This is a genomic window from Kitasatospora sp. NPDC058243 (assembly GCF_042882025.1).
In the GTDB taxonomy this organism is placed as follows: domain Bacteria; phylum Actinomycetota; class Actinomycetes; order Streptomycetales; family Streptomycetaceae; genus Kitasatospora.
In genome coordinates this window covers 23,764-46,766 of record NZ_JBHVWW010000028.1, presented here as the reverse complement: position 1 = coordinate 46,766, position 23,003 = coordinate 23,764, and the positions used below count along the sequence as shown (strand labels likewise).

Sequence of the window (23,003 nt, the reverse complement as noted above, 5' to 3'; positions counted from 1 at the left end):
TTGAGGACCGTCGGCAGTGGTAGCCAGCCGAGGTTAGGGGCTGGTTGGGGGGGCAGCCTGTTGCTGTTGTACATGCTGGACGCTGGGGCAGTGGCTGGGATTGTCCGGGGCCGCTGCCTGGTGCTGGTGACGTGGCGGCGTCTGAATGGTCTTGCGGGGCCAGGTCTGTTCGGCTGGTTGTGCGGGATGCGCGGCTGAGGAGGTTGTCCGCTGGGCGGTGTTCTTGTGGGACAGGTGCGCGGTGGGCGCTGCTGGGCGGAGCGAAGTGGGGCGGGGGCTGGTCGCCGGTTGCCGGGGAGTGTTGCCGGCCTTGGGTAGTTGGCCCCGGGCATGGGGAAGGTCGTAGAGCTTCAGCGCCGCCGCAGTGAGTCCTGGAAGCGGCGCGTGGGAGCACGGCTGTCCGGGGGAGTTGCCACTTACCGCGGTGGAGACCGTTCTGGTGTGTGGAGTTGGTCCTCGACGGGGTGCGTCGGATGGGCGGGTCCGGGCTGGTGATCGTCGAGGTGCTCGGCCCCCACCGGCTTTGGGTGGGTGGGGGCCTGGCGGCGTCAGTGCAGCAGCACTCGCAGGTTGAGCAGCCCGCGGTGCCTCGGGTTCTCCTGCCACTGCGCGGGTTCGGCCGGTTCGGCCAGGCGCAGGGCGGGGAAGCGGCGCAGCAGTTCGGTGAACGCTACCTCGGCCTGGAGGCGGCCCAGTTGTGCGCCGAGGCAGTGGTGGATGCCGTGGCCGAATGCGAGGTGTCGGGTGGCGTCCGGGCGGGTGATGTCGAAGCGGTCGGGGTCGGTGAAGACGGCCGGGTCGCGGTTGGCGGCGAGCAGGGCGATCTGGACGAACTCGCCGGCCGGGATCGTGGTGCCCGCGATGGTCACCGGCTCGGTCGTGCGGCGCAGCGAGGCGATGCTGAACGGGCTCTCGTAGCGCAGGACTTCCTCGATCGCGCCGGGAAGCAGTGCCGGATCCGTGCGCAGCGCCGCGAGTTGCCCGGGGTGGCTGAGCAGCGCGTGGATGCCGTTGGCGATCAGGTTGACGGTGGTCTGGTGGCCGGCGATCGCGAGCAGGAACGCCATCGAGGTGATCTCGGCTTCGGTCAGCCGGTCGCCGTCCGCCTGGGCGGCGAGGAGTCCGGAGATCAGGTCGTCGCCCGGGTGGGTGCGCTTGTGGTCGACCAGGGCGCGCAGGTAGTCCGCCATGCCTTCGGCGGTTTCCACCGAGACTTCGCCGTCCGCTCCGCCGTCCGCCTCACCGTCGTCCTGCGGGCCGGCGTCGACCGCGTTGCCGCGGACCTGGAGGTTCTCCCGTTCGGCCTGCGGCGCGCCGAACAGTTCGAAGACGACCGCGAGTGGCAGCGGCAGCGCGAACTCGCTGATCAGCTCGACCGGGTCGGGCCCGTCGAGCTGGTCGAGCAGTGCGCCGACGTGGCGCTCGACCATCGGTCGCAGGGTCGCCACCTGCCGTCCGGTGTAGGCCTGTTGGACCAGCTTGCGCAGTCGGGTGTGCTCCGGGGGGTCGGAGTTGAGCATGTGCGTCATCAGGTCGCGGCCCGGGCCGCCCTCGGAGTTCCCGACGTGTCGGGCGAACGCCTCGGTGACGGCTTTCTTGCTCAGCCGGGGGTCGGCGAGGGCGGCCCGGCACTCGGCGTGGCCGGTGACGACCCAGCCTTCGAGTCCGGCCGCGCCGCCGAACCGGACCTTGCGGGCGCCGCCCTCGGTGCGCCAGCGGCGGTACGCGGCGTGCGGGTCGGCGTAGAACTGGCCGTCGGCGAGCTCCGGTTCGGTGGCGTTGTGTTCGGTATCGCTGTGTTCGGTGGCGCTGTGTTCGGTACGTATGTGATCGGCGTGCATGTGATCAGTGTGCATCCCGTGGCTTCAGGACGCGGATCTCGCTGACGCCGAGCAGGCCGAGCAGTGGCACCTTGGCGGTCCGCTGTTCGGGGTCGACGACCAGGCCGGCCGTACGGATCTGGTCCAGCAGCAGTTCGGCGAGCGGCATCACCATGTGCCGGCCCCAGCAGCGTTCGGAGGTGTGCCCGAACGGCAGGTAGCCGGGAGTGTTGTCCGGGTCGAGGTGGTCCCAGCGCTCCGGGCGGAACTCGTGCGGGTCCTCCCACAGGGCCGGGTCGCGGTGCGAGAGCAGCGGCAGGACGAGGACGTCGTCGCCGGCGCCGATCCGCGGGTCGATTGCGGGGTACTCGGGCGAGGCGCGGCGCAGGATGTTCCAGGACGGCGGCAGCAGGCGCAGCGACTCGAAGATGATGTTCCGGTTCGGCGTGCTGTCGTCGAACGGCGCGCCGAGCCAGAGCGCGTTCGCGACCAGGGTGGAGATGGTGAAGCAGACCGGTGCGGCGGCTCGGCGGTACATGCCGAGCGCGTACCGTCGGTCCTGGTAGTTGGTCGCCTTCGCGGTGAGCTTGCCGAGTTCGGTGAGGTCGTCGCCGGGCTTGGGCCTGCCGGGCAGTGCGGCGCCGGCGGAGATCACCAACCAGGTGAGCAGGGGCGTCAGTTCGAGGTTGCGGCTCATCAGGATCCGCAGTCGGCGCGGGTCCCGGCCGAGGATGAGGTCGCGCAGGAAGAGGTGTCCGGTGAGCGGCCACGGACCGGACAGGTCGATGTTCGGCGGCAGCGGAGCCTTCAGTGCCTCGCGCACGTCGCTGCCGATCGTCCGCGTCACCGAGGATGCCTCGGTGCGGGTGATCGAACGTCCGTGCAGCGGTTTGAAGGTGGGCCGTTCGATCTCGGTGGCGCGCCGGGCGGCGAGGATCCGGTCGGTGAGCTCGGGCCCGGCGACCCCGATCGTGTCGGGTTCGAGCCGGACGGCGTCCTTGCCCAGATGGTCCCTGAGCAGGGCCTCAAGTCGGGGCGAGAGCACGGTGGTTCGCGAACGGGCGGAGGCGGGGGAGAGGGCCATGTGATGTCTCCGAGACTTTGCCGGGACCGGTCTCCGCCCCCGCCCCGGGCCCGATCTCCCGGCGGAGGCCGCGAGGGGGGGCAGGGGCGGGGGCGGATCAGCTGTTCAGGTACCGGAGGTACCGATCAGCCGGCTTAGTACCAGATGTACCAAGCGCTGGCCTTCAGGCTCTTCTTGGCGAAGGACGCGTCACGGATGGCGAACAGGATCTTCATCTTTGGGTCTCCCTTTCGTTACCAGGTGGCTGAGCGAATGTAAGGCCACTCTGCAGTCGCCCTACAGACGTAGACACGCGGCCGGGTCTCCATCGGGTTCACCTTTGGGGGGAGTTCTTGTCGAGGGAGTTGGGGAGGTGGGGGGTTTGCCGGCGGATTTCCTGATTCGCCCCCCGTCGGCGGGCGATGGGCGGTGTCAGTCGCGGGAGCAGTCCGCGCACCGCCGCGGGCGCAGCCCGTCGAGGATGATGCCCAGGTAGCGGCGCCAGTCGGTGACCCCGGCCTGTACGACGTGGCAGAGGCCGATGTAGAGCGGTGACACGTCCGAGACGGTCAGGTCCTCTCGCACCGAGCCCTCGGCCTGGGCGCGCTTGAGCACCTTGTCGGTGAGCTCGTTGAGTTCGGCGATCGCCGCCGCGTCGAACGTGCTGCCGCCGACCATCGCGGTGACCGTCTCCGCGTAGCCCCGGTCCTGTTCCTGCATGATTCCGCAGAACTCCAGGGAGCGGGCGAGGCCGTGCCAGGGGTCGGGGTCGGGGAGCACCTCGTTCCTGAGGAAGTCCAGGGTCTGCTGGAACCGGTGTTCCACGATCGCTTCCGCCAGCGATTCCTTGGTGGGGAAGTGGCGGTACACCGTCCCGACACCCACCCCGGCCCTGCGGGCGATGTCGCCCATCTGGGCGTCCCGGCCGGACTCGGAGAAGGCGGCTCGGGCGGCGTCGAGCACCTTGAGCCGGTTGCGGGCGGCGTCGGAGCGCAGCTTGCCGCCGGTGGGTGTGCTGGAGCGGGAAGGGGGAGGGGAAGGGGTGTTTGACAAGGGGAACCGCGCCTCCGTATCGTCACCATCCGGAACCGTGAGTCCGATTCCGGTTACCACTTTAACCCACAGGAGCGTATCCCTCCCATGGCCATGCCTCCCACTTCCTCCTTATCGACCTCGACCTCGACCCCCTCCCCGGATCCGCTCCGCTGGAAGGCGCTCGTCGTCCTGGCCGTCGCCCAGTTGACGGTGGTGCTCGACGCCTCGATCGTGAACGTCGCGCTGCCCTCGATCCAGTGGGACCTGCACTTCGCCGACTCCGACGTCCAGTGGATCGTCAACGCCTACGCACTCGCCTTCGGCGGCTTCCTGCTGCTCGGCGGCCGGACCGCCGATCTGCTCGGACGGCGGCGGGTGTTCATGACCGGACTCGGCCTGTTCGCCGCCACGTCACTGCTCGGCGGTCTCGCCCCGACCGCGGGCCTGCTGATCGCCGCGCGGGTCGGGCAGGGCCTCGGCGCCGCGATCATCGCGCCGGCCGCCCTGTCCATCGTCACCACGACCTTCACCGAAGGCGCCGAACGCAACAAGGCCCTCGGCATCTGGGGCGCGCTCGCCGGAGCGGGCGGCGCCATCGGCGTGCTGCTCGGCGGTGTGCTCACCCAGTGGGCGGGCTGGGAGTGGGTGATGTTCGTCAACGTGCCGATCTGCGTCGTCGCCGCCGTTCTCACACCGAGGTTCGTCCGGGAGAGCCGCGGCCACGAACGCACCGGCATCGACTTCGCCGGCGCCGCACTGGTCACCGGCGGTCTCAGCGTGCTGGTCTACGCGCTCGTGGACGCCGAGCGGGCGGGTTGGGGCTCGGCCAGGACCATCGGGCTGCTGGGCCTCGCGGCCGTCCTGCTGCTGGTCTTCGCCCTGGTCGAACTGCGCCTCGTCAAGCACCCGGTGATGCCGTTGCGGATCTTCCGCAACCGCAACCTGTCCAGCGCCAACGCGGTGTCCCTGCTGGTGGGCGCCGCGCTGCTGTCGATGTTCTTCTTCATCTCCCTCTACCTCCAGCAGGTGCTCGGCTTCTCCGCACTGGAGGCCGGACTGTCCTATCTGCCCTTCTCGGTGGCGAGCATCGTCGCCGCCGGCGCCGCCTCCCAGCTGGTGACCAAGGTCGGGCCCAGGCCCGTCCTCGCCTGCGGTCTGGCGCTCACCGCGGTGGGCCTCCTGCTGTTCACCCGCATCCCCGCCGACGGCACGTTCGCCGGGGACGTGCTCCTGCCCTCGGTGGTCGCGGCGCTCGGACTCGGCTTCTCGTTCGTGCCCGTGACCATCGTCGCCGTCTCCGGTGTGACACCGCAGGAGTCGGGCCTCGCCTCCGGACTCATCAACACCACCCAGCAGATCGGCGGCGCGCTCGGGCTCGCCGTGCTCTCCTCGGTGGCCAACGCCCGGATCAGGGAGCTCCTTGAAGGCAAGCAGGCCGGCGGCCCGGCCATGGCCGACGCGATGACAGAGGGCTTCCGGCTCGCGTTCGCCGTCGGGGCGGGCTTCGCCGTGCTCGGCGTGCTGATCACCCTGCTGGCCGTACCCAGGGGCGAACGGCCCGCACATGACGACCTTCCGGTCGCGCCGGTCTGACGAACGGCGACGTCCGGACGCGCGACGGCGCTCACCCCGCCTCCACGGCCACGGGGTGAGCGCCCTGCGGGCTTCCCGTAGCCGGGGGACAACTCCTCGGCCGTGAAGAAGGTCATCGAAAGGCTGTAGGCCTAAGGCCTGTTCGTCGATCCTTCACCCCGATGGGCAGCAATCCGGCCTGCGACCTCGGTCAACCGGGACACTCGGACGATGTAGCTGACGGTAAGCCTGCTGATCAGATTCCAGCCCTCGGTGGAGGATCGCACTGCCTCATTTCGCGGGCCAAGAGCTGTTCGGCAATGTGCGCTCGGCCAGCCCAGCCACCTTGATCGACCGGCGTGTGGCGGAGGTGGCAAGTAGCTGAGGCCAGCGGGAGATCAGGGGCCGGTGACCCACTGGCCGACGCGCGTCGGCTCGGGCTGGAGGATGATTCCGGTTGCAGCTGTGACTTGGGCGGTGAGGTCAGCGAGCGCCCGGACGAACGCTGCCGCTGTGGCCTCTCCGTGAGCGGTGACCGTGAGGGTCCGGCGTTCCGAGCAGCGCACGCCGTCGGCGACGGCTTGGCCGGGCCGGCAGCCGACATGCTCCAGGAGCCACCCGGCGCTGGCTCGGAGGCCGCCATCGCTGTCCTGGTGGACCGGGCAGCCGCGGTCGGACCAGCGCGTGGCCTGGGCGGTGGTGATTCGAGGGTTGAGGAAGACGGATCCGACCTGCCGGGAGTCCTGGTCGCTCGGGTCGAGGAGGAGGCCGCGCCGACGGCGGTTGGCGAGTACGGCCGCGGTGACCTCCGGAACGGTCGGGCGCGCGCCGACGGGCACGCCGAGCTCGTCCGCGAGCGGCTGGTAGGTGATCGGGGCCGCCGGCGTGTGGGTCAGGTGGAGCGAGGCGGCGAGGATGGTCCAGCGGCCGGGGGTTCGCTTGAAGCGGCTGCTGCGGTAGCGCAGGCGGCAGGACTGGGCCGGGAAGGTCCGCAGGCAGCCCATGCCCCAGTCCCAGACCGTGACGCTGTGGAGGGAGTCTGCGATCTGCTGGCCGTATGCGCCGGCGTTCTGGACCGGCGCGGCGCCGACGGTGCCCGGGATCCCGGCCAGGCACTCGATGCCGGCAAGCCGTTCGGCAGCGGCCCATTGGACGAGGTCGGTGAGCGGGTGGCCGGCCTGGACGGTGACGGCCACCGTGGTGTCGTCGAGCTTCTTGGCGGTGATGCCGCGGGTGTTCATGACCACGACGGTGCCGGGGTGGCCGGCATCCGCCGCGATCACGTTGCTGCCGTGCCCCAGGACGACGGGACCGTTCTGCTCCTGGGCGCTGAGCGCACGGGCGGCGTCGAGCCAGTCCGCGGGGTCGGACAGGTTGAGCACGGCGCCGGCGGGCCCGCCGAGCCGGAGGGTGGTCAGCGACGCGAGCGTGGCCTGGGGCACGGCAGGGTCCTCTCAGTCGGCGGCGACGGCCTTGAGCGCGAGGTTGCGGAGCGGGGCGAGCCGGGTGCGGTTGTTCTGGTGGTGGTAGACGGCGTTGGTACAGATGGCCAGGTAGCGGCCGGTGTCCGGGGCGAGGTAGAGGCTGGTGCCGGTGAAGCCGTGGTGGTAGGCGACCCGGCCGCCGTCGGCGAGGATCCAGGCCAGGCCGCGGTGGAGCCCGGGCTCGATCTCGGCCTTCGGTTCCATGCTGGTGCGGAGCCAGGCACCCAGTCCGTGGCTGGAGGTGTACGCGGTGAGGAGCCGGTCGGCGAAGGTGGCCAGGTCGGCCGGGGTGGTGAAGACGCCGGCGTGGCCGGCGACGCCGCCGAGCAGGGTGGCGTTGTCGTCGTGCGGGATGCCCCACAGCCGCGGGCCGCCGGGGAGGCGCTGCTCGGTCGGGGCGACGTCGGCGGAGTGGCTGACGGGTCCGTAGGCGGTGTGGGTCATGCCGAGGGACTGCCAGAGGTCGGCGGCGAGCTCGTCCAGGCGGCGGCCGTGGAGGTGGGCGAGCGCGAGGCCGAGGAGGATGAACCCGCGGTTGATGTACCGGTGGCCGACGCCGGGTTCGGCGATCAGCGGTTCGCCGCAGATCAGCTCCGCGAGGGGTTCGGTGCGGCCCCGGTACTGGTCGAGGCGGGTCTCGGGCCGCAGGCCGGAGGTGTGCGCGAGGATCTGCCCGACCGTGACGTTCGCGCCGGGCACCTGGTCCGGCAGGTCGGGCAGCAGGTCCCGCACCGTGGTGTCGGCGGTGATGCCATCGGTGAGCCCGATCAGCGGCCAGGTGGCCAGCACCTTGGTCAGCGACGCGGCGTCGTAGAGCGTGTCCGGGCCGGGCCCGGCGTTCCCGCACTCGGGCGCGACGACGCCGGAGGAGACGAACGCGGGCCGGCCGTTCCGGGCGCCGTGGGCGAGGACGCCGCCGGGCAGGGCGCCGTCGTCGACCAGCAGGTCGAGGCACTGCTGCAGCTCGGCGACGGTGTCGGGGCTCAACGGCTTGGTGCTGGTCACGGCATCTCCCGGTCGATCGTCAGGCTGGCACCGAGCGCGGCGAGTTTGGGCAGCAGGTCGCCGTAGCCGCGCCGGAGGTGGTACATGCCCCGGATCGTAGAGGTGCCCTCGGCCGCCAGCGCGGCGAGCACGAGCGCGGTCGCGGCCCGGATGTCCTCGCCCGCCACGTCAGCGGCGGCGAGCCCGGAGGGCCCCTCGACGGTGATCAGCTGGCCCTCCGCGTTGACGACCGCGCCGAACTTGCGCAGCGCGGCGAGGTGGGTGTCGCGCCGGCTGTAGATCCGCTCCTCGATCCGGGACGTTCCGGCGGCCTGGGTGAGGACCGCGGTCAGCTGGGGCTGGACGTCGGTCGGGTAACCCGGGTGGGGGCCGGTGGCCATCTCCGCCGCATGCAGCCCGGCCGGTACGGTGACCGTCGTTCCGCCGCGCTCGGCGGTCAGGAGGATCCCGGTGTCGGCGAAGACCGAGACCAGGCCTGGCGGGAAGCCGCAGGGCGGGAAGGCGTCGAGGTGGACGGTGCCGCCGGTGATCGCGGCGGCGAGCGCCAGTGTGGCGGCCTCCAGCCGGTCGGACGGGACCGGGAAGACGCCGCCGGCGATGTGGTCGGTGCCGGTGACGTGCAGGGCGTCCGTGCCTTGCCAGGTGATGCCGACGCCGGAGCGAGCCAGGAGTTCGGCGGATACGGTGACCTCGGGCTCGATGCTCGGCCCGAGGATGGACGACGTGCCGGGCGTGCGGGCGGCCAGCAGCATCGCGGTGACCGTTGCGCCCAGGCTCGGGCCCCACTTCTTGGTGCTGACGTTGGTGATGAACGGAAGGCGCTTCGTTCCGGTGAAGCGGGCGCGCACACGGCCCCGGTTGACCTCGACGTCGGCGCCGGCGGCTTCCATGGCGGCCAGGTGCAGGTCGATGTACCGGGCGCAGAAGGCGTCGCCGCCGGGCAGTGGGAAGGTGACCGTGCCGGAGCGGGCCAGCAGGGCGGCGGCGATGACCGCGGTGGTCCGGATGCACCGTCCGAGGTCGTCGGGGATGACCGGGAAGTAGGAGTCGGCGGGCCGGGTCTCGAACTCACCCTCGGCGATGGTGGCTCGGGTGCCGGTGCGGTGAAGGATCTCCGCGCACACACCGGTGTCGAGGATCGCGGGGGCGCCGGTAAGGGTGAGCGGCTGGTCGGCGAGGATCGCGGCAGCGTACAGGTGCAGGGCGATGTTCTTGCTGCCCTGGACGGTCGTCGTACCGTGCAGCGGGTGGCCGCCGGTGATCCGGAGGGTGAGCCGGTCGGGGGTACTGGCCGGCGCGCAGGTAGGCCAGAGCCCGGCTGTACTGCCTGATCGCCGCGGTCACGGCGTCGGACGCCCGCTCCGCCGCCCATCCCATGCGGTCGAGGGAGATCGACGCGAGGTCCTGGAACCCGAGCTTGCTCGCGAGGTCGTAGCCGGAGCGGTACTGCATGGCGAGGGCCTGCCAGAGACGTCGATCACCGCTACTGTGCGCCGCGGTCGTGGTCTCGGTGATCAGGCCGGGCAGCTCGGCCGCCGCGCTCCGCAGATCCGACGCCCGGATCAGGCGGCAGACCCGGTCGGTGTGGTCGACGAGTTCCTCGGTCGGACGCGGTGCCACGTCCGGGTCGGCTCCGAGGTCGAAGATGTCGAGGGATTCCCGGATCGGCTGGATCAGCCCGTCGAGCTGGTCGCGCCGCAACTCCTCGATGTACGGGCGTCCTTCGAGATCGGCCGGGGGCACGGTCAGTGCCCTGGCGATGGAGGCGAGGACAGCCGGGCCGGCCTGCCGCTTGCCCTGCTCGATCTGAGCCATGTGGGACGCCGAGATCCGCGCCTTCAGGGCGAGTTCGGTCTGGGTCATGTGTCGGAGCTTGCGGGTCTGCTTGATCCGCTTGCCTACGGTGTCAGGCGTGAAGTCGGTCATGGCGCGTTCCTTGAGGAGTTCGGCCCGGTGGTCCGACGGTAGCGCCAAGTAGTCAGGCGCATCATCGAATTCGGCAGGGTTTGCCGCCGGCCATCCCCACGGGGTTCGATGACTGCCATGTCCACCACGCGCCCGGTCCTGTACCTCTTCGGCTCCGCCGCCCCGCCGGTCCTGAACATGGCGCAGGTCGTCCGCCACGCCCAGTTCAGGGGGTGGGAGGTCGCGCTCGGGCTCACCCCGACCGCGGCGAGCTGGCTCCAGGACGAGCTTCCCAAGCTGAACCGCCTGACCGGCCACCCGGTGAAGTCCACGTACCGTCGGCCGGGCGAGCCGGACGTGCTTCCGCCCGCCGACGCGGTTCTGTTCGCTCCCGCGACGATGAACAGCATCAACAGCCTGGCGCTCGGCCTCACGACCTCCTGGGTCATAGGGTTCGCGGCCGAGGCGATCGGCAAGGGAATCCCGCTGTCGGTGATGCCGTGTACGAACACGGCGCTCACCGGGCACCCTCAGTTCCCCCGGAGCGTCGCCACCCTGCGTGACTCCGGCGTCCGAGTGCTGCTCGGCGAAGGAGGCTTCGTCTCGAACGATCCGGGCCAGGGGAGACCGGAGGCTTACCCGTGGGAGGCCGCACTCGGGGCTGCCGAGGAGTCCATCGGGCGGTGACACCCGGCTGCGGATCCCGGCCGCCGTGACCGCTGGGGCCGTTGGCCAGAGATTTCTCCCGGCCAACGGCCTCCCGACTCGCGTCGGGACGACAGGGCTTGGACCAACGCGTCCCTCGCCTGCGACGGTGCCTCAGTAGGACAGCCCTGGGCAGTACACCCCCTGCTGCGGCGCCGTGTACGAGCCGCGTGCCACCAGCGTCTCCAGCCGCTCCAGGGTGATGCCCCGGGTGTGGAAGGCCCAGCTCAGGGTCTCGGGCAGCAGTCGGCCCGGGATGCGCAGCCGGGGCGGCGGGCCGTCGGGGACGGCCCGGCGCATCAGCTCGCCGGCGCCCGTGTACAGCGCCCGTGCCGCGGCCTCCGAGGCCGCCGTCAGATGGCCCAGGTCGGACAGGCCCGTGGTGTAGCCGGCGAGCGCACCGCTCGACCGGTCCAGGACCACGTACGGCTGCGACCAGCCGAAGGCCCGCTTGGCCGCCATGTGGATCTCGCCGTCCCGTGCATGGCCGTTGACCGAGCGGTACAGCTCCTGGCACGCGGGTACGTCGTCCTCGGTCATCGCGCGCACCGTGAAGCCGGCCATGTTCGCCGGGGTGGGCGGTGCGTACCCGGCGACCAGGGACAGCTGCTCGTGCGGGACGAAGCCGAGCGAGGAGTAGAGCCGGTACGCGCCCAGGTTGTTGGTCACCTGGACGGCCCGGACCGAGCCGCGGTCGTGCCGGGCGGCCGCGCCGATCACCTCGTCCATCAGCAGTCGGCCCACGCCGCCGCCCTGCGCGCCGGGCGCGACGCTGAGCGGGCCGAAGGCGGCGACGGACTCGCCCAGGACCAGGAAGTTGGAGCCTGTCACGGAGTCCGCGCCGTCGACCGCCACGTAGGCGAGGCAGCCCGGGGCCACGAGCCGGTCCCGGAACATCTCCGTCACCTCGTCCACCGACGACCACTCCGGGGCGAGGCCGAGCGAGGCGTTGAGGGTGTTGAAGGCCTCGAAGCAGATGCCCGCCATCGCCGGAAGGTCCTCCCACGCCGCCTCCCGGACCCGGAGGGCCTGCGCACCGGTGTCGACGAGGCCGCCCCCGGCGCCGGCGTCCGGCTCGGGGAAGTAGCCGACGCGGACGAAGAACCCGACGTACTTCTCGAAGAGTTCACGCGTCATCGGCGGGCAGTCGACGCCGGTACCGGCCAGCAGCTCGCGGGTCTGCGAGGTGTCGACGGACAGGTAGTGGTTGCGTCCGCTGTAGATGGTCGATTCGAACGCGTCGATCATCGGGACCATCGCGTTGTCGCGGTCGGCGCGGATGCGCCGCACCCAGGCGTCCCAGCGGAGTTCGTCCAGCCGGTAGCCGAGGGAGCGGAGGGATTCCGTCATCGCGGAGAACGGGAGGTGCGTCCCGTTGGCGAGGTGGTGGTTGCGGCCCGCCGCCCGGTCGTCGCGGGACAGCCGCAGGATCGCCGCGCTGACGTGGTCGACCGGCACCAGGTGGAAGATGCCGGCGGGATCCTGCGGGACGGCACCGGCCTGCACGATGCCCTTCATGCTCAGCCAGACGAAGTCGTGGGTCTGGCAGAAGCCGCGCTCCGAGTCGCCGGAGATCTCGTCCACCCGGTAGACCGAGACCGGCAGGCCCCGCCCCCTGGCGAGTTCGATGATCTGCTCCGCCACCAGCTTCGTCTGCCGGTAGCCGGACGACAGTGCCTCGGCGGGGCCCGGCGGGTCGGTCACCTGGAGCGCCTGCCCGGGGACCGCCTCCGCGGCGAACACGCCGGTGGACGAGACGTGGTGGACGGGCACGGTGCGGTGCCGTGCGGCCAGGCGCAGGATCTCGGCGGTGCCCGTGACGTTCGCGTCCTTCAACGCCGAGTACGGGTAGAGGCCGTTGACGGTGGCGGCGGCGTGGTAGACGCTGTCCACGCTGCGGGCGAGGGCGTCGAACCGTTCGGGGGCCAGCCCCAGCAGCGGCCGGGCGAGATCGCCGACGACCACGGACAACCGGTCCGGGTCGATGCCGTCCCAGAACTCGTACCACTCCAGGTTCTTGCGCAGCCGCGCCCACGCGTCCGCCTCGTCGGCCCCGCGGACCAGGCAGTGCACGGTCGCACGGGTCGTCCGCAGCAGATCGCGCAGCAGGTACGCGCCCAGGAACCCGGTCGCACCGGTGAGGAGCACCTCCCGCGGGTCGTCCGCGACCCGGATCACCTCGTCGGCGGGGGAGATGTCCGCCGCCAGGACGACCTCGGAGGCGAAGTCCACCGCGTCCTCGTCGACGCCCGGCGTGGCGGACACCGCGGCCAGCACCTTCGCGAGCAGGTGGTCGGCGAGCACCGCCGGGGTCGGGTGTTCGAAGACGAGCGTCGGTCGCAGGCTCACCCCGCAGAAGTCGCTGAACTGGTTGCGCATCTCGACGGCCATGAGGGAGTCGACGCCGAGTTCGAGGAACGGCACGTCGGGGTCGATGGCGTCCGCGCTGTCGTGGCCGAGCACCGCCGCGACCCGGGTGGCGATCCGGTCGATCATGTGGAGGAGCTGCTTCTCCTCGTCCAGTCCGGCGAGCACGCCGGCCAGGCGGGCGGCGACCTCCGGGCGCTCACCCGGCTTGAGTACCCGCCCGGACGGGGCCGCCTCCTCGGCTGCGGCCTCCGCCTCCGCCTCGGCGATCGCGGTCGGTGCCGGGGCGGGGGCGGGGCTGGGGCCGGCGAGTGCGGGCAACCAGTAACGCTTGCGCTGGAAGGCGTAGGTCGGCAGCGTGACGTGGCGGGCGCCGGTGCCGTCGAAGAACGCCGCCCAGTCGACCGGGACACCGGCGGTGTGCAGCGCGGCGGCGACTGCGACGGCGGTCGCGGCACCGGGTCGGTCACGCCGGGAGACCGGCAGCGCACGGTGGCCGCCCGTCCGGTCACCCCCGTCGGCGTCGTCACCCCCGTCACCCCCGCCGGCGTCGGCGTCGGCGTCGTCGGCGATCTGGCGCACCAGGGCCGTCAGGGACGCGTCCGGGCCGAGTTCGACGAAGGTGTCGGTGCCCCGCTCCCGCAGGGTCCGCACCGCGGCGGCGAACCGGACGGCCGAGCGCAGCTGCCCGGTCCAGTACGCGGGTGTCAGCAGTTCCGCACCGGTGAGGGCGCCGGTGACCGTGGAGACGATCGGCAGGTCCGGCGCACGGTAGGTGACGGTCCGGGCCACGGCCTCGAACTCCTCCAGCACCGCGTCCATCCGGGGCGAGTGGAAAGCATGACTGACCGTCAGGCGCTTGGTCCTGCAGCCCAGTTCGGCCACCAGCCGGGCGACCTCCGCCACGGCGTCCTCGTCGCCCGAGACCACGACGGACCGGGGCGCGTTCACGGCGGCGATCCCCAGCCGGGACTCCCGGCCGGTGAGCAGCGGCAGGACCTCCTCCTCCGTGGCCTCCAGTGCGATCATGGCGCCGCCTTCGGGCAGCGCCTGCATCAGCTCGCCCCGGGCGGTGACCAGCCGGGCCGCGTCCGCCAGCGAGAACACCCCGGCGACGTGCGCGGCGGCCAGTTCGCCGAGGGAGTGGCCGGCGAGCGCGTCGGGGCGCACCCCCCAGGACCGTAGTAGCGCGAACTGCGCGACCTCCAGTGCGAACAGGGCGGGTTGGGCGATACCGGTGCGGTGGATGCGCCCGTCCTCCGCCGCGTCGTCGCCGACGGCGGCAAGGAGCAACTGCCGTACCTGCGGCGCCAGATGCTCGCACACCGCGTCCAGCGCTTCGGCGAACACCGGGAACGCCTCGTACAGTTCACGGGCCATGCCCGCCCACTGGGAGCCCTGGCCGGTGAAGAGGAACGCCGTGGTCCGGGCGGCACCGGCGTGATCCGTGGTCAGTCCGGCCGCGGGCTCGCCCTCCGCGAGCGCGCCGAGTGCGCGCAGCAGACCCTCCGCGCTGTCCGCGCCGTTCGCCCCGCGACCGAGGTCCGCGACGACGGCGGCCCGGTGTTCGAGCCCGGCCCGGGACAGTGCCAGGGTGCGCCCCACGTCCACGGCGTCCCGCCCGGGCGCCGCGCGCAGGAACGACTCCAGCCGACGGGCCTGGTCGCGCAGCGCGGCCGGGGACTTCGCGGACAGCAGCCACGGCACGGCGGTGAGCGCCCGGACCGGGGCCGGGGCTTCCTCGGGCGAGACCGGGGCCGGGGTCCCCTCGGGCGAGGCCGGGGCCGGGGCCTCCTCGGGCGAGGGGAAGTGCGGCGCCTCCTCCAGGACGACATGGGCGTTGGTGCCGCTGATGGCGAAGGAGGACACCCCGGCGCGCCGGGGCCGTCCGTCGGCGGCCGTCCACGGCCGCGCCTCGTCGAGCAGCCGTACGTTCCCCGACGACCAGTCGACGTGCGGCGACGGACGGTCCACGTGCAGGGTCGCCGGGAGGACGGCGTGCCGCATCGCCTCCACCAGCTTGATGACACCGGCCATGCCCGCGGCGGCCTGGGTGTGGGCGATGTTGGACTTCACCGAGCCGAGCCACAGCGGCCGTTGAGGGTCCCGGCCGCGCCCGTACGCGGCGAGGATCGCCTCGGCCTCGATCGGGTCGCCGAGCATGGTCCCCGTGCCGTGGGCCTCGACCAGGTCGACCTCGTGGGCGGCCACCCGGGCGTTGGCGAGCGCCCGGCGGATCACCCGCTGCTGCGCCCGGCCGTTGGGCGCGGTGAGCCCGTTGGACGCGCCGTCCTGGTTCACGGCGCTGCCCCGGATCACGGCGAGCACCCGGTGGCCCGCCCGCTGCGCGTCGGAGAGCCGTTCGAGCAGCAGCACCCCCGCGCCCTCGCCGAAGGCGGTGCCGTCCGCCGCGCCGGCGAAGGCCTTCACCCGGCCGTCCGGGGCGAGGCCCCGGTGCCTGCTGAAGGTGATCATGTCGTCCGGGGTGGACATCACCGTGACCCCGCCCGCGAGCGCGAGCCGCGACTCACCGGAGCGCAGGGAGCCGCAGGCCAGGTGGAGGGCGACCAGGGACGCGGAGCAGGCCGTGTCGACGGTGACGGCGGGGCCGTGCAGGCCGAGGGTGTAGGCGACCCGGCCGGACATCACGCTGCCCGAGGTGGCGAAGCCGAGATGGCCCTCGTACTCGGACCCGGGCGCGGCGAGCGTGCTGTACGCCTGTCCCTTGGTGCCGACGAAGACGCCGGTCTCCGAACCGGCCAGGCCGGTCGGGTCGAGGCCCGCCCGTTCGAAGACCTCCCAGGCGACCTCCAGCATCAGCCGCTGCTGCGGGTCCATCGCGGTCGCCTCGCGCGGGGCTATGCCGAAGAATCCGGCGTCGAACGCGGACGGGTCGGTCAGGAAGCCGCCGCGCGAGACGTAGCTGGTGCCGGGGTGGTCGGGGTCGGGGTCGAACAGGGTGTCCAGTGCCCAGCCCCGGTCGGTGGGGAAGTCCGAGGTGGCGTCCCGGCCTGCGGCGACGAGGTCCCACAGTTGCTCGGGTGACTCCACCCCGCCGGGGAAGCGGCAGGCCATGCCGATGATGGCGATCGGCTCGGCGCCGTCCGGGTCGGGCCCCGCGGGGGCTGTGCGCTCGGCCGGGAACGCTTCGGAGAGCGCGCGGGTGTCCGACGGCTCCGTCAGCCCCGTCAGGTCCGTCAGCTCCGCGACCAGCCGGTCCGCGAAGGCGGCGGGCGTCGGGTGGTCGAACACCGCCGTCGCCGGGAGTCGCAGCCCGACCAGCGCGCACAGCCGCCGCCCGACCGCCACGACGGCGAGGGAGCCGAGGCCGAGATCCACGAACGGCCGTGTGGGCGCTACCCGTTCGGCTTCGACGCCGAGCGCGAGCGCCACCTCGGCGCGGACCAGGTCCAGTACCGTCCGGGCCCGCTCGGCCGCCGTGAGCGCCGCGAGCCGGCCCGCCCACTCGCCCCGGTCGGGCTCGGGCCCGAGGCCCCCGTGCTCCCCGGGCCCGCCGGTGGACGCCGTACCGAGCAACCGGGGGTCCGCGTCCGCCAGCAGATGCCGGGTGACCTTCCCGGACGCGGTGCGCGGAACGTGCTCGACGGCGTACACCTTCTCCGGCACCTTGAAGAAGGACAGCCGCGTCCGGCAGTGCTCGAACAGCGCCTGGACGTCGACGCCTTCGGGACCGGGCACCACGTACGCGACGGGCACCTCGCCGAGCACCTCGTGGGGCTCCCCGCCCACCGCCGCGTCGGCCACGCCCGGCGCCGTGCGCACCACGTCCTCGATCTCGACGGGGTGGATGTTCTCGCCGCCCCGGATGATCAGCTCCTTGAGACGGCCGGTCAGGGTCACCTGCCCGAGGGCGTCCCGGCGGGCCAGATCGCCCGTGCGGTACCAGCCGTCCCGCAGTACCTCCGCCGTGGCGTCGGGCTGCCCGTGGTAGCCCAGCATCAGGTTGGGGCCGCTGACCCAGACCTCGCCCTGCTCGCCGTCGGGCACCTCGGCGCCGGAACCGTTGTCCACCAGGCGGATGTCCACCCCCGGGACGGGCGGCCCGGCCGCCCCGGCGACCCGGTCGCCCGTCGGCCGGTTCGAGGTGATCGCGCCGGTCTCGGTCGATCCGTACTGGTCCACCAGCGGGACCCCGAACGCCTCCTCGAAACGGCTGCCGAGGGAGGCGCCGCTGGCCGAACCGGCGACGAACCCGAGCCGCAGCGAAGGCAGCCGGGTGTGCTCCTGGCGGGCACGGTCCAGCAGGTAGTGGTACGTCGTCGGCACCCCGGCGAGGAAGGTCACCCCGTCGTTGCGCAGGGCGTCCAGCACCTCGGAAGGGGCGAAGCCGCTCATCAGCCGGGCTCCGGCGCCCACGGCCACGACCGCCATGACGCACAGGTTCTGGCCCAGGCCGTGGAACAGCGGCATCGGCCACAGCAGTCGGTCGTCCTGCGTCATCCCGAGCACGCCCACGTGGCAGGCCTCCACCAGCCACAGCGAGCTGCGCAGGGAGTAGAGCACCCCCTTGGGGCGGCCGGTGGTGCCCGAGGTGTAGAGCATCCAGGCCGGAGCGTCGAGCGGGCTCTCCTCGGGCACCGGTCCGTCGTAGGGGGTGGCCGCGAGCGTCTCGTACGCGGTGATGTCCGCGGTTGCGCCGGAGGCGTCCGCCGGTGCCATGGGGGAGTCGCCGGTGAGCACGATCGAGGGCCGGGACGGGCCGGACGCGGCCACCGCGCGCAGCAGCACGTCGAGCCGCGCCGGGTCGCACAGCACCACCGACGCCCCGGAGTCCCGCAGGAAGTGGACCAGTTCGGCCTCGGACGCCTGCGGATTCAGCGGCACGGTGATGCCGCCCGCCCGGATGACGGCGAGGCAGCTCTCCACCATCTCCACGCTGTTGCCCATGAGGACGGCGGCGCGGCCGCCCTTCTCCAGTCCCAGCGCGGCGAGCCGGCCGGCGAGCCGAGAGGTCCGCAGATCCAGTTCCCGGTAGCCGACGCCCCGCCGGGCGTCGGCGAAGGCCACCTTGTCCCCGATCCGGGCGGCGTGTCCGCCGAGCAGTTCGGACAGCGGACGGATCAGCGAAGGGGTCGTGTCAGGAGCCATGTCATCGCACCTCTCGGCTCTGTGTTCAGCGCTTGGTAGACGGTTGCGGTCGTGCCGTCAGCGGACGGCCAGCACGGTCCTGGTCGGGCAGGAGAACGACAGGGAGCCGTCCGGCCCCGCGAGCACCCGCAGTGCCTCGCGCGCCTCGTCGGTCGCTTCGGCCACCCGCTCCGCGGGCACCAGGTCCCACTGCACGCGGGTGGTCACGGTCCTGGTCCACGCCAGGTAGTCGTCGATGGTCTCGAAGCGGGAGTCCGCCGGGACGTGGCGGATCCGTACATCGCTGAAGCCGGCGGTGAGGAAGGCGGCGGCCGTGGACTCCTCACCGGCCAGCGGGCCGCCGAGGCCCAGGACCACCTGCCACGGGTCGTCCACACCCTCGGGGAGGTACTTGGCGAGCACCCCGGAGAGGATCTCGGCGGACTCCCAGCCGGCGGCCAGCCTGCCGTTCTCGGTGGGGAAGGTGGTCGCGGCGAACCTGCCGCCGGGGCGCAGCGCCGCGGCGGCGCAGGACAGCGCCTTCTCCGCCTCGGGCAGCAGGAACAGGACCATCCCGGCGCTCGCCGCGTCGAACGGCTCGGCGAAGGCGAAGTCCTGGGCGTTGCCCAGCTCCGCGCGGGCCCGGCCGGCGACCCCGCGGGCCGTGATGTCGGCCGTGCAGGCGTCGACCATGCCCTGGGCCTGGTCGATGCCGAGCACGAAGCCCTCCGGGCCCACCGCGTGGGCGATCGGGAACAGGCAGGCGCCGCGCCCGCAGCCGATGTCGAGCACCCGTTCGCCCGGCGAGAGCTCCAGGGTGTCGGCGATCATCTTCCCCAGCGGGTGGAAGATCATCTGACCTGCGGAATCGTACTGCTCGGCGGCCTTGTCGTAAGCGTCCCTCACCAGTGAGGTGATGCGGAGGTCCTCGGTCATGACGCGCTCTCTTCCTGTTGTTCCGGGGTCGGCGGATTGTCGGATGTCACCGGCCGCACGATGCAGCCGAGACGGAATTCGGCACAATGCGTTTCGTCCGCGACGCGCCACCACAGCTGGTCCGGGGTGGGCAGCATTTCGGACACGACGACTTCCCCTTCGGGAAGTCGCGCGATATCGATCACCGACAGCGGATCGGCGAAATCGACGTACAGCGGCTTCGGTTCGGCCGGATGCTTCACGTAGACGTGGCGCGGAATTCCCTGGGCGGCCCGCAGCCGCTGCACGGACAACCACTGGGCGACGGTGTCCGCGGCCTTCTCCGGAGCCCTTTCCGGAATGCTCAGCCGCCAGCGGGCACGCTGGACCACGACACCGTCCACCACGATCCTGGGGGTGTACGCGCCGAGGTCGACCGGCACCGGGACCAGCGCGGGCCTGGACACCGCGCGGTGCAGCGTCGACGACAGGTCGCCGGGGTAGAGCAGCCGCCGCCGGCCGCCCACCACCACCGCGTCGGCCGAAGCGGGCACGACGGCGTCCGCGATCGGCACCACGTCGGCCCGGTCCTTGCCCGAGAGGCCGCTCAGTTCGATGGCGGCACCGGGGAGTTCGGGGGTCACATGGGCGCTGCGCCGGCGCGAGACGATGGTCGCGGCGGTCCCGGGCGGCACGGCTCGCGCCACCCGCTCGGTGAAGCCGGCCCACAGCCCGTCCGGGTCGCTGTGCAGCGGACGCTCCAGCCCCCCGAAGATCGAGCTGCAGTCGTCGTGCAGCTCCGAGAGCACCCAGTCGGCGGTGGCCGGGTCGGGGCCCGCCACCATCAGGTCGGGGCTCGGCAGGCACGCGTCGTCGGGGCCGTACGTCACGGTGTCCCACAGCGGCGCCAGCGCTTCGGCCAGTTCGCTGCCGCTCAGCTCCACGACCGGGGGGCGGCCGTCGGCCGTTCCCGCGGCCTCCACGGCCCGCCCGACCAGTCGGCGCAGCACCGCGTCCAGCCGGTCGCGGCGCGGTGAACGAGCGGGTACCTCCCGTGCGGCCAGGGCGGCGAGCGGCACCGGGGCGCCCCCCAGCTCGGCGCGCAGGGCGTCGCGGGCGTCCTCCCTGGCCAGCAGCGCCGCGAGGAACACCAGCGGGAACACCGCCTCGGTGACCTCCCGGATGCGCTCCACGACCGGCGCCCCGAAGCCGACCCGCTCGCTCACCGGACTCGACCTGTCCTCGTGGAACAGCTCGCGGTCGGCGTAGTGCCGTCCGCTGTCCTGCGAGACCCGCCCGCCGTCCGCCGCGCGGGCCGCCCGCACGGCGAGGAGGTGCGCCGCCCGCTCGGGCCAGGGCGCCCGCGCGTACGTGTCGCGGACCTCCGCCAGGTTCACCACCGTGTCCGTGGGGTGCTCGGCCGCCAGCCTGGTCAGCGCGTGCAGCTCGGTCGCCGGCAGCCGCCAGGGGGAGACGACCAGCGCCGGCCCGAGTGCCTTCACCAGCCCGGCGGCGTACGCGTCGTCCGCCCCCGCCCGATGCGGGGACGGTACGGGGCCGGCGGCGCTGACGAGCGAGTCGAGCCGGCTCCCCGGCGCCGCGGCGGCGGCACTCCACAGGGCCAGCGCGGGCGCCGCGACCTTGAACCTGCGCCCGTCCACGGCCCGTTCCAGCACCGGGGACGAGCCGGGCCGGCGGAACAGCGGACTGGGCCACACGCGCTGCCGCGTCAGCGGCACCTCGCGGGCGGCCTGCTCCCGCAGCTCCTCGACCAGCCAGGCGCTCGCCTCCACCACGACCCTCTCGCGGCCGGGCGCGCCGACCAGCAGGGTCTCCTCCTGCTCCGGCGCCAGGCGGCCGAACAGCACCGGGCCGAAGAACGAGACGGTCTCGCACTTGGTGGCGAACCGGCGCAGATAGCGGTGCAGGGTGTCGACCCGGCGACGCAGGGTCTGCGGCAGGGCGCCGCCCTCGTCCCGCGCCTGCGCCCAGCCCGGGTGCGTCAGCGGCGGCGTCTCCAGGGCGGTGTGGTGGAACGAGGGGTTCGACACGAACACGGCGTGCCCGAAGTCGTCGCGGCCGGCGGCCCGTGCGGTGTGCAGCCGGGCCCGCAGCAGGGCCGCCTCCAGTTCGGCTCCGGCCGCGGCCAGCCGTTCGTCGAGCGCGGCGACCAGGGCGTTCCAGCGGGGCGCCCAGTCCGGCGCGCCGGTCGCCGCGAGGACCGCTGCGCACCGCTCGTCCAGGGGCGCGCCGTCGTCCACCAGCCGGCGGCAGCTCTGGAGGGCCCGCAGCGACCGCTGGCGCGGTTCGACCGTCCGGACGGCCTTCCGCAGCCCCGGCCACAGCGCGTCCAGGAAGTGCGTACGTTCGGCGGCGACAGCCTGCTCCGCCGCGAGCACCCCGGCGGCGGTGCCGAGCAGTTCCTCGGACGCGAGCCCGTCCAGGAGCCCGGCGGGGAAGCCGGTCGCGCGCAGCAGCGACCAGGGCATCATCTCGACCGAGAGTTCCCCGTTGCCCGCCCGCACGTTCCAGGTCAGTGACGCTGTCAGTGGATATTTCAGTGAATCTGTCAGTGAATCTGTCGGTGACGCCATGTCAATTCTCCAGACTGGTCTCGCTTTTCGTCGGAGACTCCGGTAGGAAGGAAAAGGCCAGGGAATTGTCCGGCCATCCGGCCGACGGAGATCCCGGTCATGCGGAGGGGAAAGAGAAGATGCGAATCTCGTCTCGGATCATGCGCGGTTGTCGCGAAAGCGTCGAACGCGCCGAACACGAACTGATCGCGCTGTCCAGGAGTATTCACGCCGAGCCGGAGACCGCGTTCAAGGAGCACCGCAGCGCCGCCAAGGTGAGCGGCCTGCTGCGGGACGAGGGATTCGAGGTGGTGCCCGGCGCCGGCGGCCTGGACACCGCGTTCACCGCCCGCTACGGCAGCGGCCCGCTCACGGTCGGGCTGTGTGCGGAGTACGACGCGCTGCCGGGCCTCGGTCACGCCTGCGGCCACAACATCATCGCCGCCTCGTCGGTGGGCGCGGCCCTGGCGCTGAGGGACGTGGCCGACGACCTCGGCATCACCGTCATGGTGCTGGGCACCCCGGCCGAGGAGGAGGGCGGCGGCAAGATCGCCATGCTGGAGGCCGGCGTCTTCGACGAGGTGTCGATGGCGATGCTCGTCCACCCGGCCCCCGAGGACAACTGCGCTCCCCGCCCCCTCGCCCTGGTCGAGCTCGAAGTCCGCTACACCGGGCGGGAGTCGCACTCCGCGCTCGCCCCGCACCTGGGCGTCAACGCCGCCGACGCCCTGACCGTGGCGGAGGTCGCCGTCGGCGTGGGCCGCCAGCACTTCGAGCCGCGGCAGCAGGTGCACGGCATCGTGACCCGGGGCGGCGAGGTGCCCAACGTCGTCCCCGCGCACACCAGCGCCCTGTACAACCTGCGGGCCGGCGACATGGAGTCCCTGGGGCGCCTCGAAGCACGCGTCAGGGCCTGCTTCGAGGGCGGCGCCGTCGCCACCGGCTGCACCCACGAGGTCCGCTCGACACCCGCGTACGCCGAACTGGCCCACGACCCGTTCCTGGTGGCGGCCTACCGGGCGGCGGCGACCGAACTGGGCCGCCCCCTGGTGTCCCCGGAGGAGGAGCGCGCGATGCCCACCGGCAGCACCGACATGGGCAACGTCAGCCGGGTCCTGCCCAGCGTGCACCCCAGCATCGGCATCGACAGCGGCGGCGCGGTCAACCACCAGCCGGAGTTCGCCCGGGCCTGCGTGGCCCCGGCCGCCGACCGGGCACTGCTCCAGGCGTCCGTCGCACTGGCCTGGACGGCGGTGCAGGCCGCCGAGGACGACCAGGCCCGGGAGCGGCTGCTCACGGCCCACGCGGCTCGTCGGGACGCGGGCCGCACTGCTCGTCGGGACGCGGGCCGCACTGCTCGTCGTGACGCGGGCCGCACGGCCGGCTGACCGCCGCCGTCCGGGCCTGCCCGGCCGGGCAGGCCCGGACGCCCCGGCCGCGGCGGTGCTGCGGCAAAGGCCGCCCGGTGCCC

The 23,003-nt window shown here is 72.8% G+C and carries 13 protein-coding genes and 1 pseudogene; 3 read left to right on the top strand and 11 right to left on the bottom strand.

The features are described 5' to 3' along the window. Positions 1–548 precede the first annotated feature (548 nt). The 4 genes from ACFVX9_RS19785 to ACFVX9_RS19770 form a co-directional block, all read right to left on the bottom strand. Positions 549–1,841 carry a cytochrome P450 gene (locus tag ACFVX9_RS19785; protein WP_387982723.1) on the bottom strand — a complete coding sequence of 431 codons (1,293 nt, stop codon included), beginning with the start codon at positions 1,839–1,841 and terminating at the stop codon, positions 549–551. A gap of 4 nt (positions 1,842–1,845) precedes the next feature. Next, positions 1,846–2,904 (bottom strand): cytochrome P450, encoded by a 1,059-nt coding sequence (locus ACFVX9_RS19780; RefSeq protein WP_387982721.1) that lies wholly within the window; start codon positions 2,902–2,904, stop codon positions 1,846–1,848. Between the two features lie 134 nt (positions 2,905–3,038). Beyond that, positions 3,039–3,119 (bottom strand): tryptorubin family RiPP precursor, encoded by an 81-nt coding sequence (locus ACFVX9_RS19775; RefSeq protein ID WP_224285092.1) that lies wholly within the window; start codon positions 3,117–3,119, stop codon positions 3,039–3,041. A gap of 196 nt (positions 3,120–3,315) precedes the next feature. After that, the gene (locus ACFVX9_RS19770; RefSeq protein ID WP_380484414.1) at positions 3,316–3,936 is read right to left on the bottom strand and encodes a TetR/AcrR family transcriptional regulator; all 621 of its coding nucleotides are present in this window, start codon (positions 3,934–3,936) and stop codon (positions 3,316–3,318) included. Between the two features lie 87 nt (positions 3,937–4,023). On the opposite strand from ACFVX9_RS19770, the gene ACFVX9_RS19765 reads away from it, so the two are divergent. Further along, complete coding sequence (locus tag ACFVX9_RS19765) at positions 4,024–5,511, top strand: MFS transporter (RefSeq protein ID WP_387982719.1); 1,488 nt, start codon at positions 4,024–4,026, stop codon at positions 5,509–5,511. Between the two features lie 377 nt (positions 5,512–5,888). Here ACFVX9_RS19765 and ACFVX9_RS19760 read toward each other — a convergent pair whose 3' ends face one another. The 4 genes and pseudogenes from ACFVX9_RS19760 to ACFVX9_RS19745 all read right to left on the bottom strand — a co-directional run. Beyond that, positions 5,889–6,932, bottom strand: coding sequence for a UDP-N-acetylmuramate dehydrogenase (locus ACFVX9_RS19760; protein ID WP_387982718.1), 1,044 nt, complete (start codon positions 6,930–6,932; stop codon positions 5,889–5,891). Positions 6,933–6,944: 12 nt separating this feature from the next. Continuing rightward, positions 6,945–7,979 (bottom strand): serine hydrolase domain-containing protein, encoded by a 1,035-nt coding sequence (locus tag ACFVX9_RS19755; protein WP_387982716.1) that lies wholly within the window; start codon positions 7,977–7,979, stop codon positions 6,945–6,947. Next, the gene (locus ACFVX9_RS19750; protein ID WP_387982763.1) at positions 7,976–9,187 is read right to left on the bottom strand and encodes a hypothetical protein; all 1,212 of its coding nucleotides are present in this window, start codon (positions 9,185–9,187) and stop codon (positions 7,976–7,978) included. Before ACFVX9_RS19750 ends, ACFVX9_RS19755 begins: the two co-directional genes overlap by 4 nt. Before the next feature lie 529 nt (positions 9,188–9,716). Next, positions 9,717–9,905: pseudogene (locus ACFVX9_RS19745) on the bottom strand (helix-turn-helix domain-containing protein); the annotation flags it as partial. A 117-nt stretch (positions 9,906–10,022) separates the two neighbouring features. Between ACFVX9_RS19745 and ACFVX9_RS19740 the strand changes: the two are divergent. After that, the gene (locus ACFVX9_RS19740; protein WP_387982714.1) at positions 10,023–10,571 is read left to right on the top strand and encodes a flavoprotein; all 549 of its coding nucleotides are present in this window, start codon (positions 10,023–10,025) and stop codon (positions 10,569–10,571) included. A gap of 132 nt (positions 10,572–10,703) precedes the next feature. Here the strand turns inward: ACFVX9_RS19740 and ACFVX9_RS19735 are convergent, their stop codons facing one another. Genes ACFVX9_RS19735 through ACFVX9_RS19725 form a run of 3 tightly spaced genes read right to left on the bottom strand, consistent with a single transcriptional unit; the run spans position 10,704 to position 21,484 of the window. After that, complete coding sequence (locus ACFVX9_RS19735; protein ID WP_387982712.1) at positions 10,704–18,065, bottom strand: thioester reductase domain-containing protein; 7,362 nt, start codon at positions 18,063–18,065, stop codon at positions 10,704–10,706. Between the two features lie 57 nt (positions 18,066–18,122). Continuing rightward, complete coding sequence (locus tag ACFVX9_RS19730) at positions 18,123–18,980, bottom strand: class I SAM-dependent methyltransferase (protein WP_387982710.1); 858 nt, start codon at positions 18,978–18,980, stop codon at positions 18,123–18,125. Continuing rightward, the gene (locus tag ACFVX9_RS19725; RefSeq protein WP_387982708.1) at positions 18,977–21,484 is read right to left on the bottom strand and encodes a lantibiotic dehydratase; all 2,508 of its coding nucleotides are present in this window, start codon (positions 21,482–21,484) and stop codon (positions 18,977–18,979) included. Before ACFVX9_RS19725 ends, ACFVX9_RS19730 begins: the two co-directional genes overlap by 4 nt. Positions 21,485–21,672: 188 nt before the next feature. On the opposite strand from ACFVX9_RS19725, the gene ACFVX9_RS19720 reads away from it, so the two are divergent. Next, on the top strand, positions 21,673–22,920 hold the full coding sequence (locus ACFVX9_RS19720) for a M20 family metallopeptidase (RefSeq protein ID WP_387982707.1): 1,248 nt from the start codon (positions 21,673–21,675) through the stop codon (positions 22,918–22,920). Positions 22,921–23,003 lie beyond the last annotated feature (83 nt).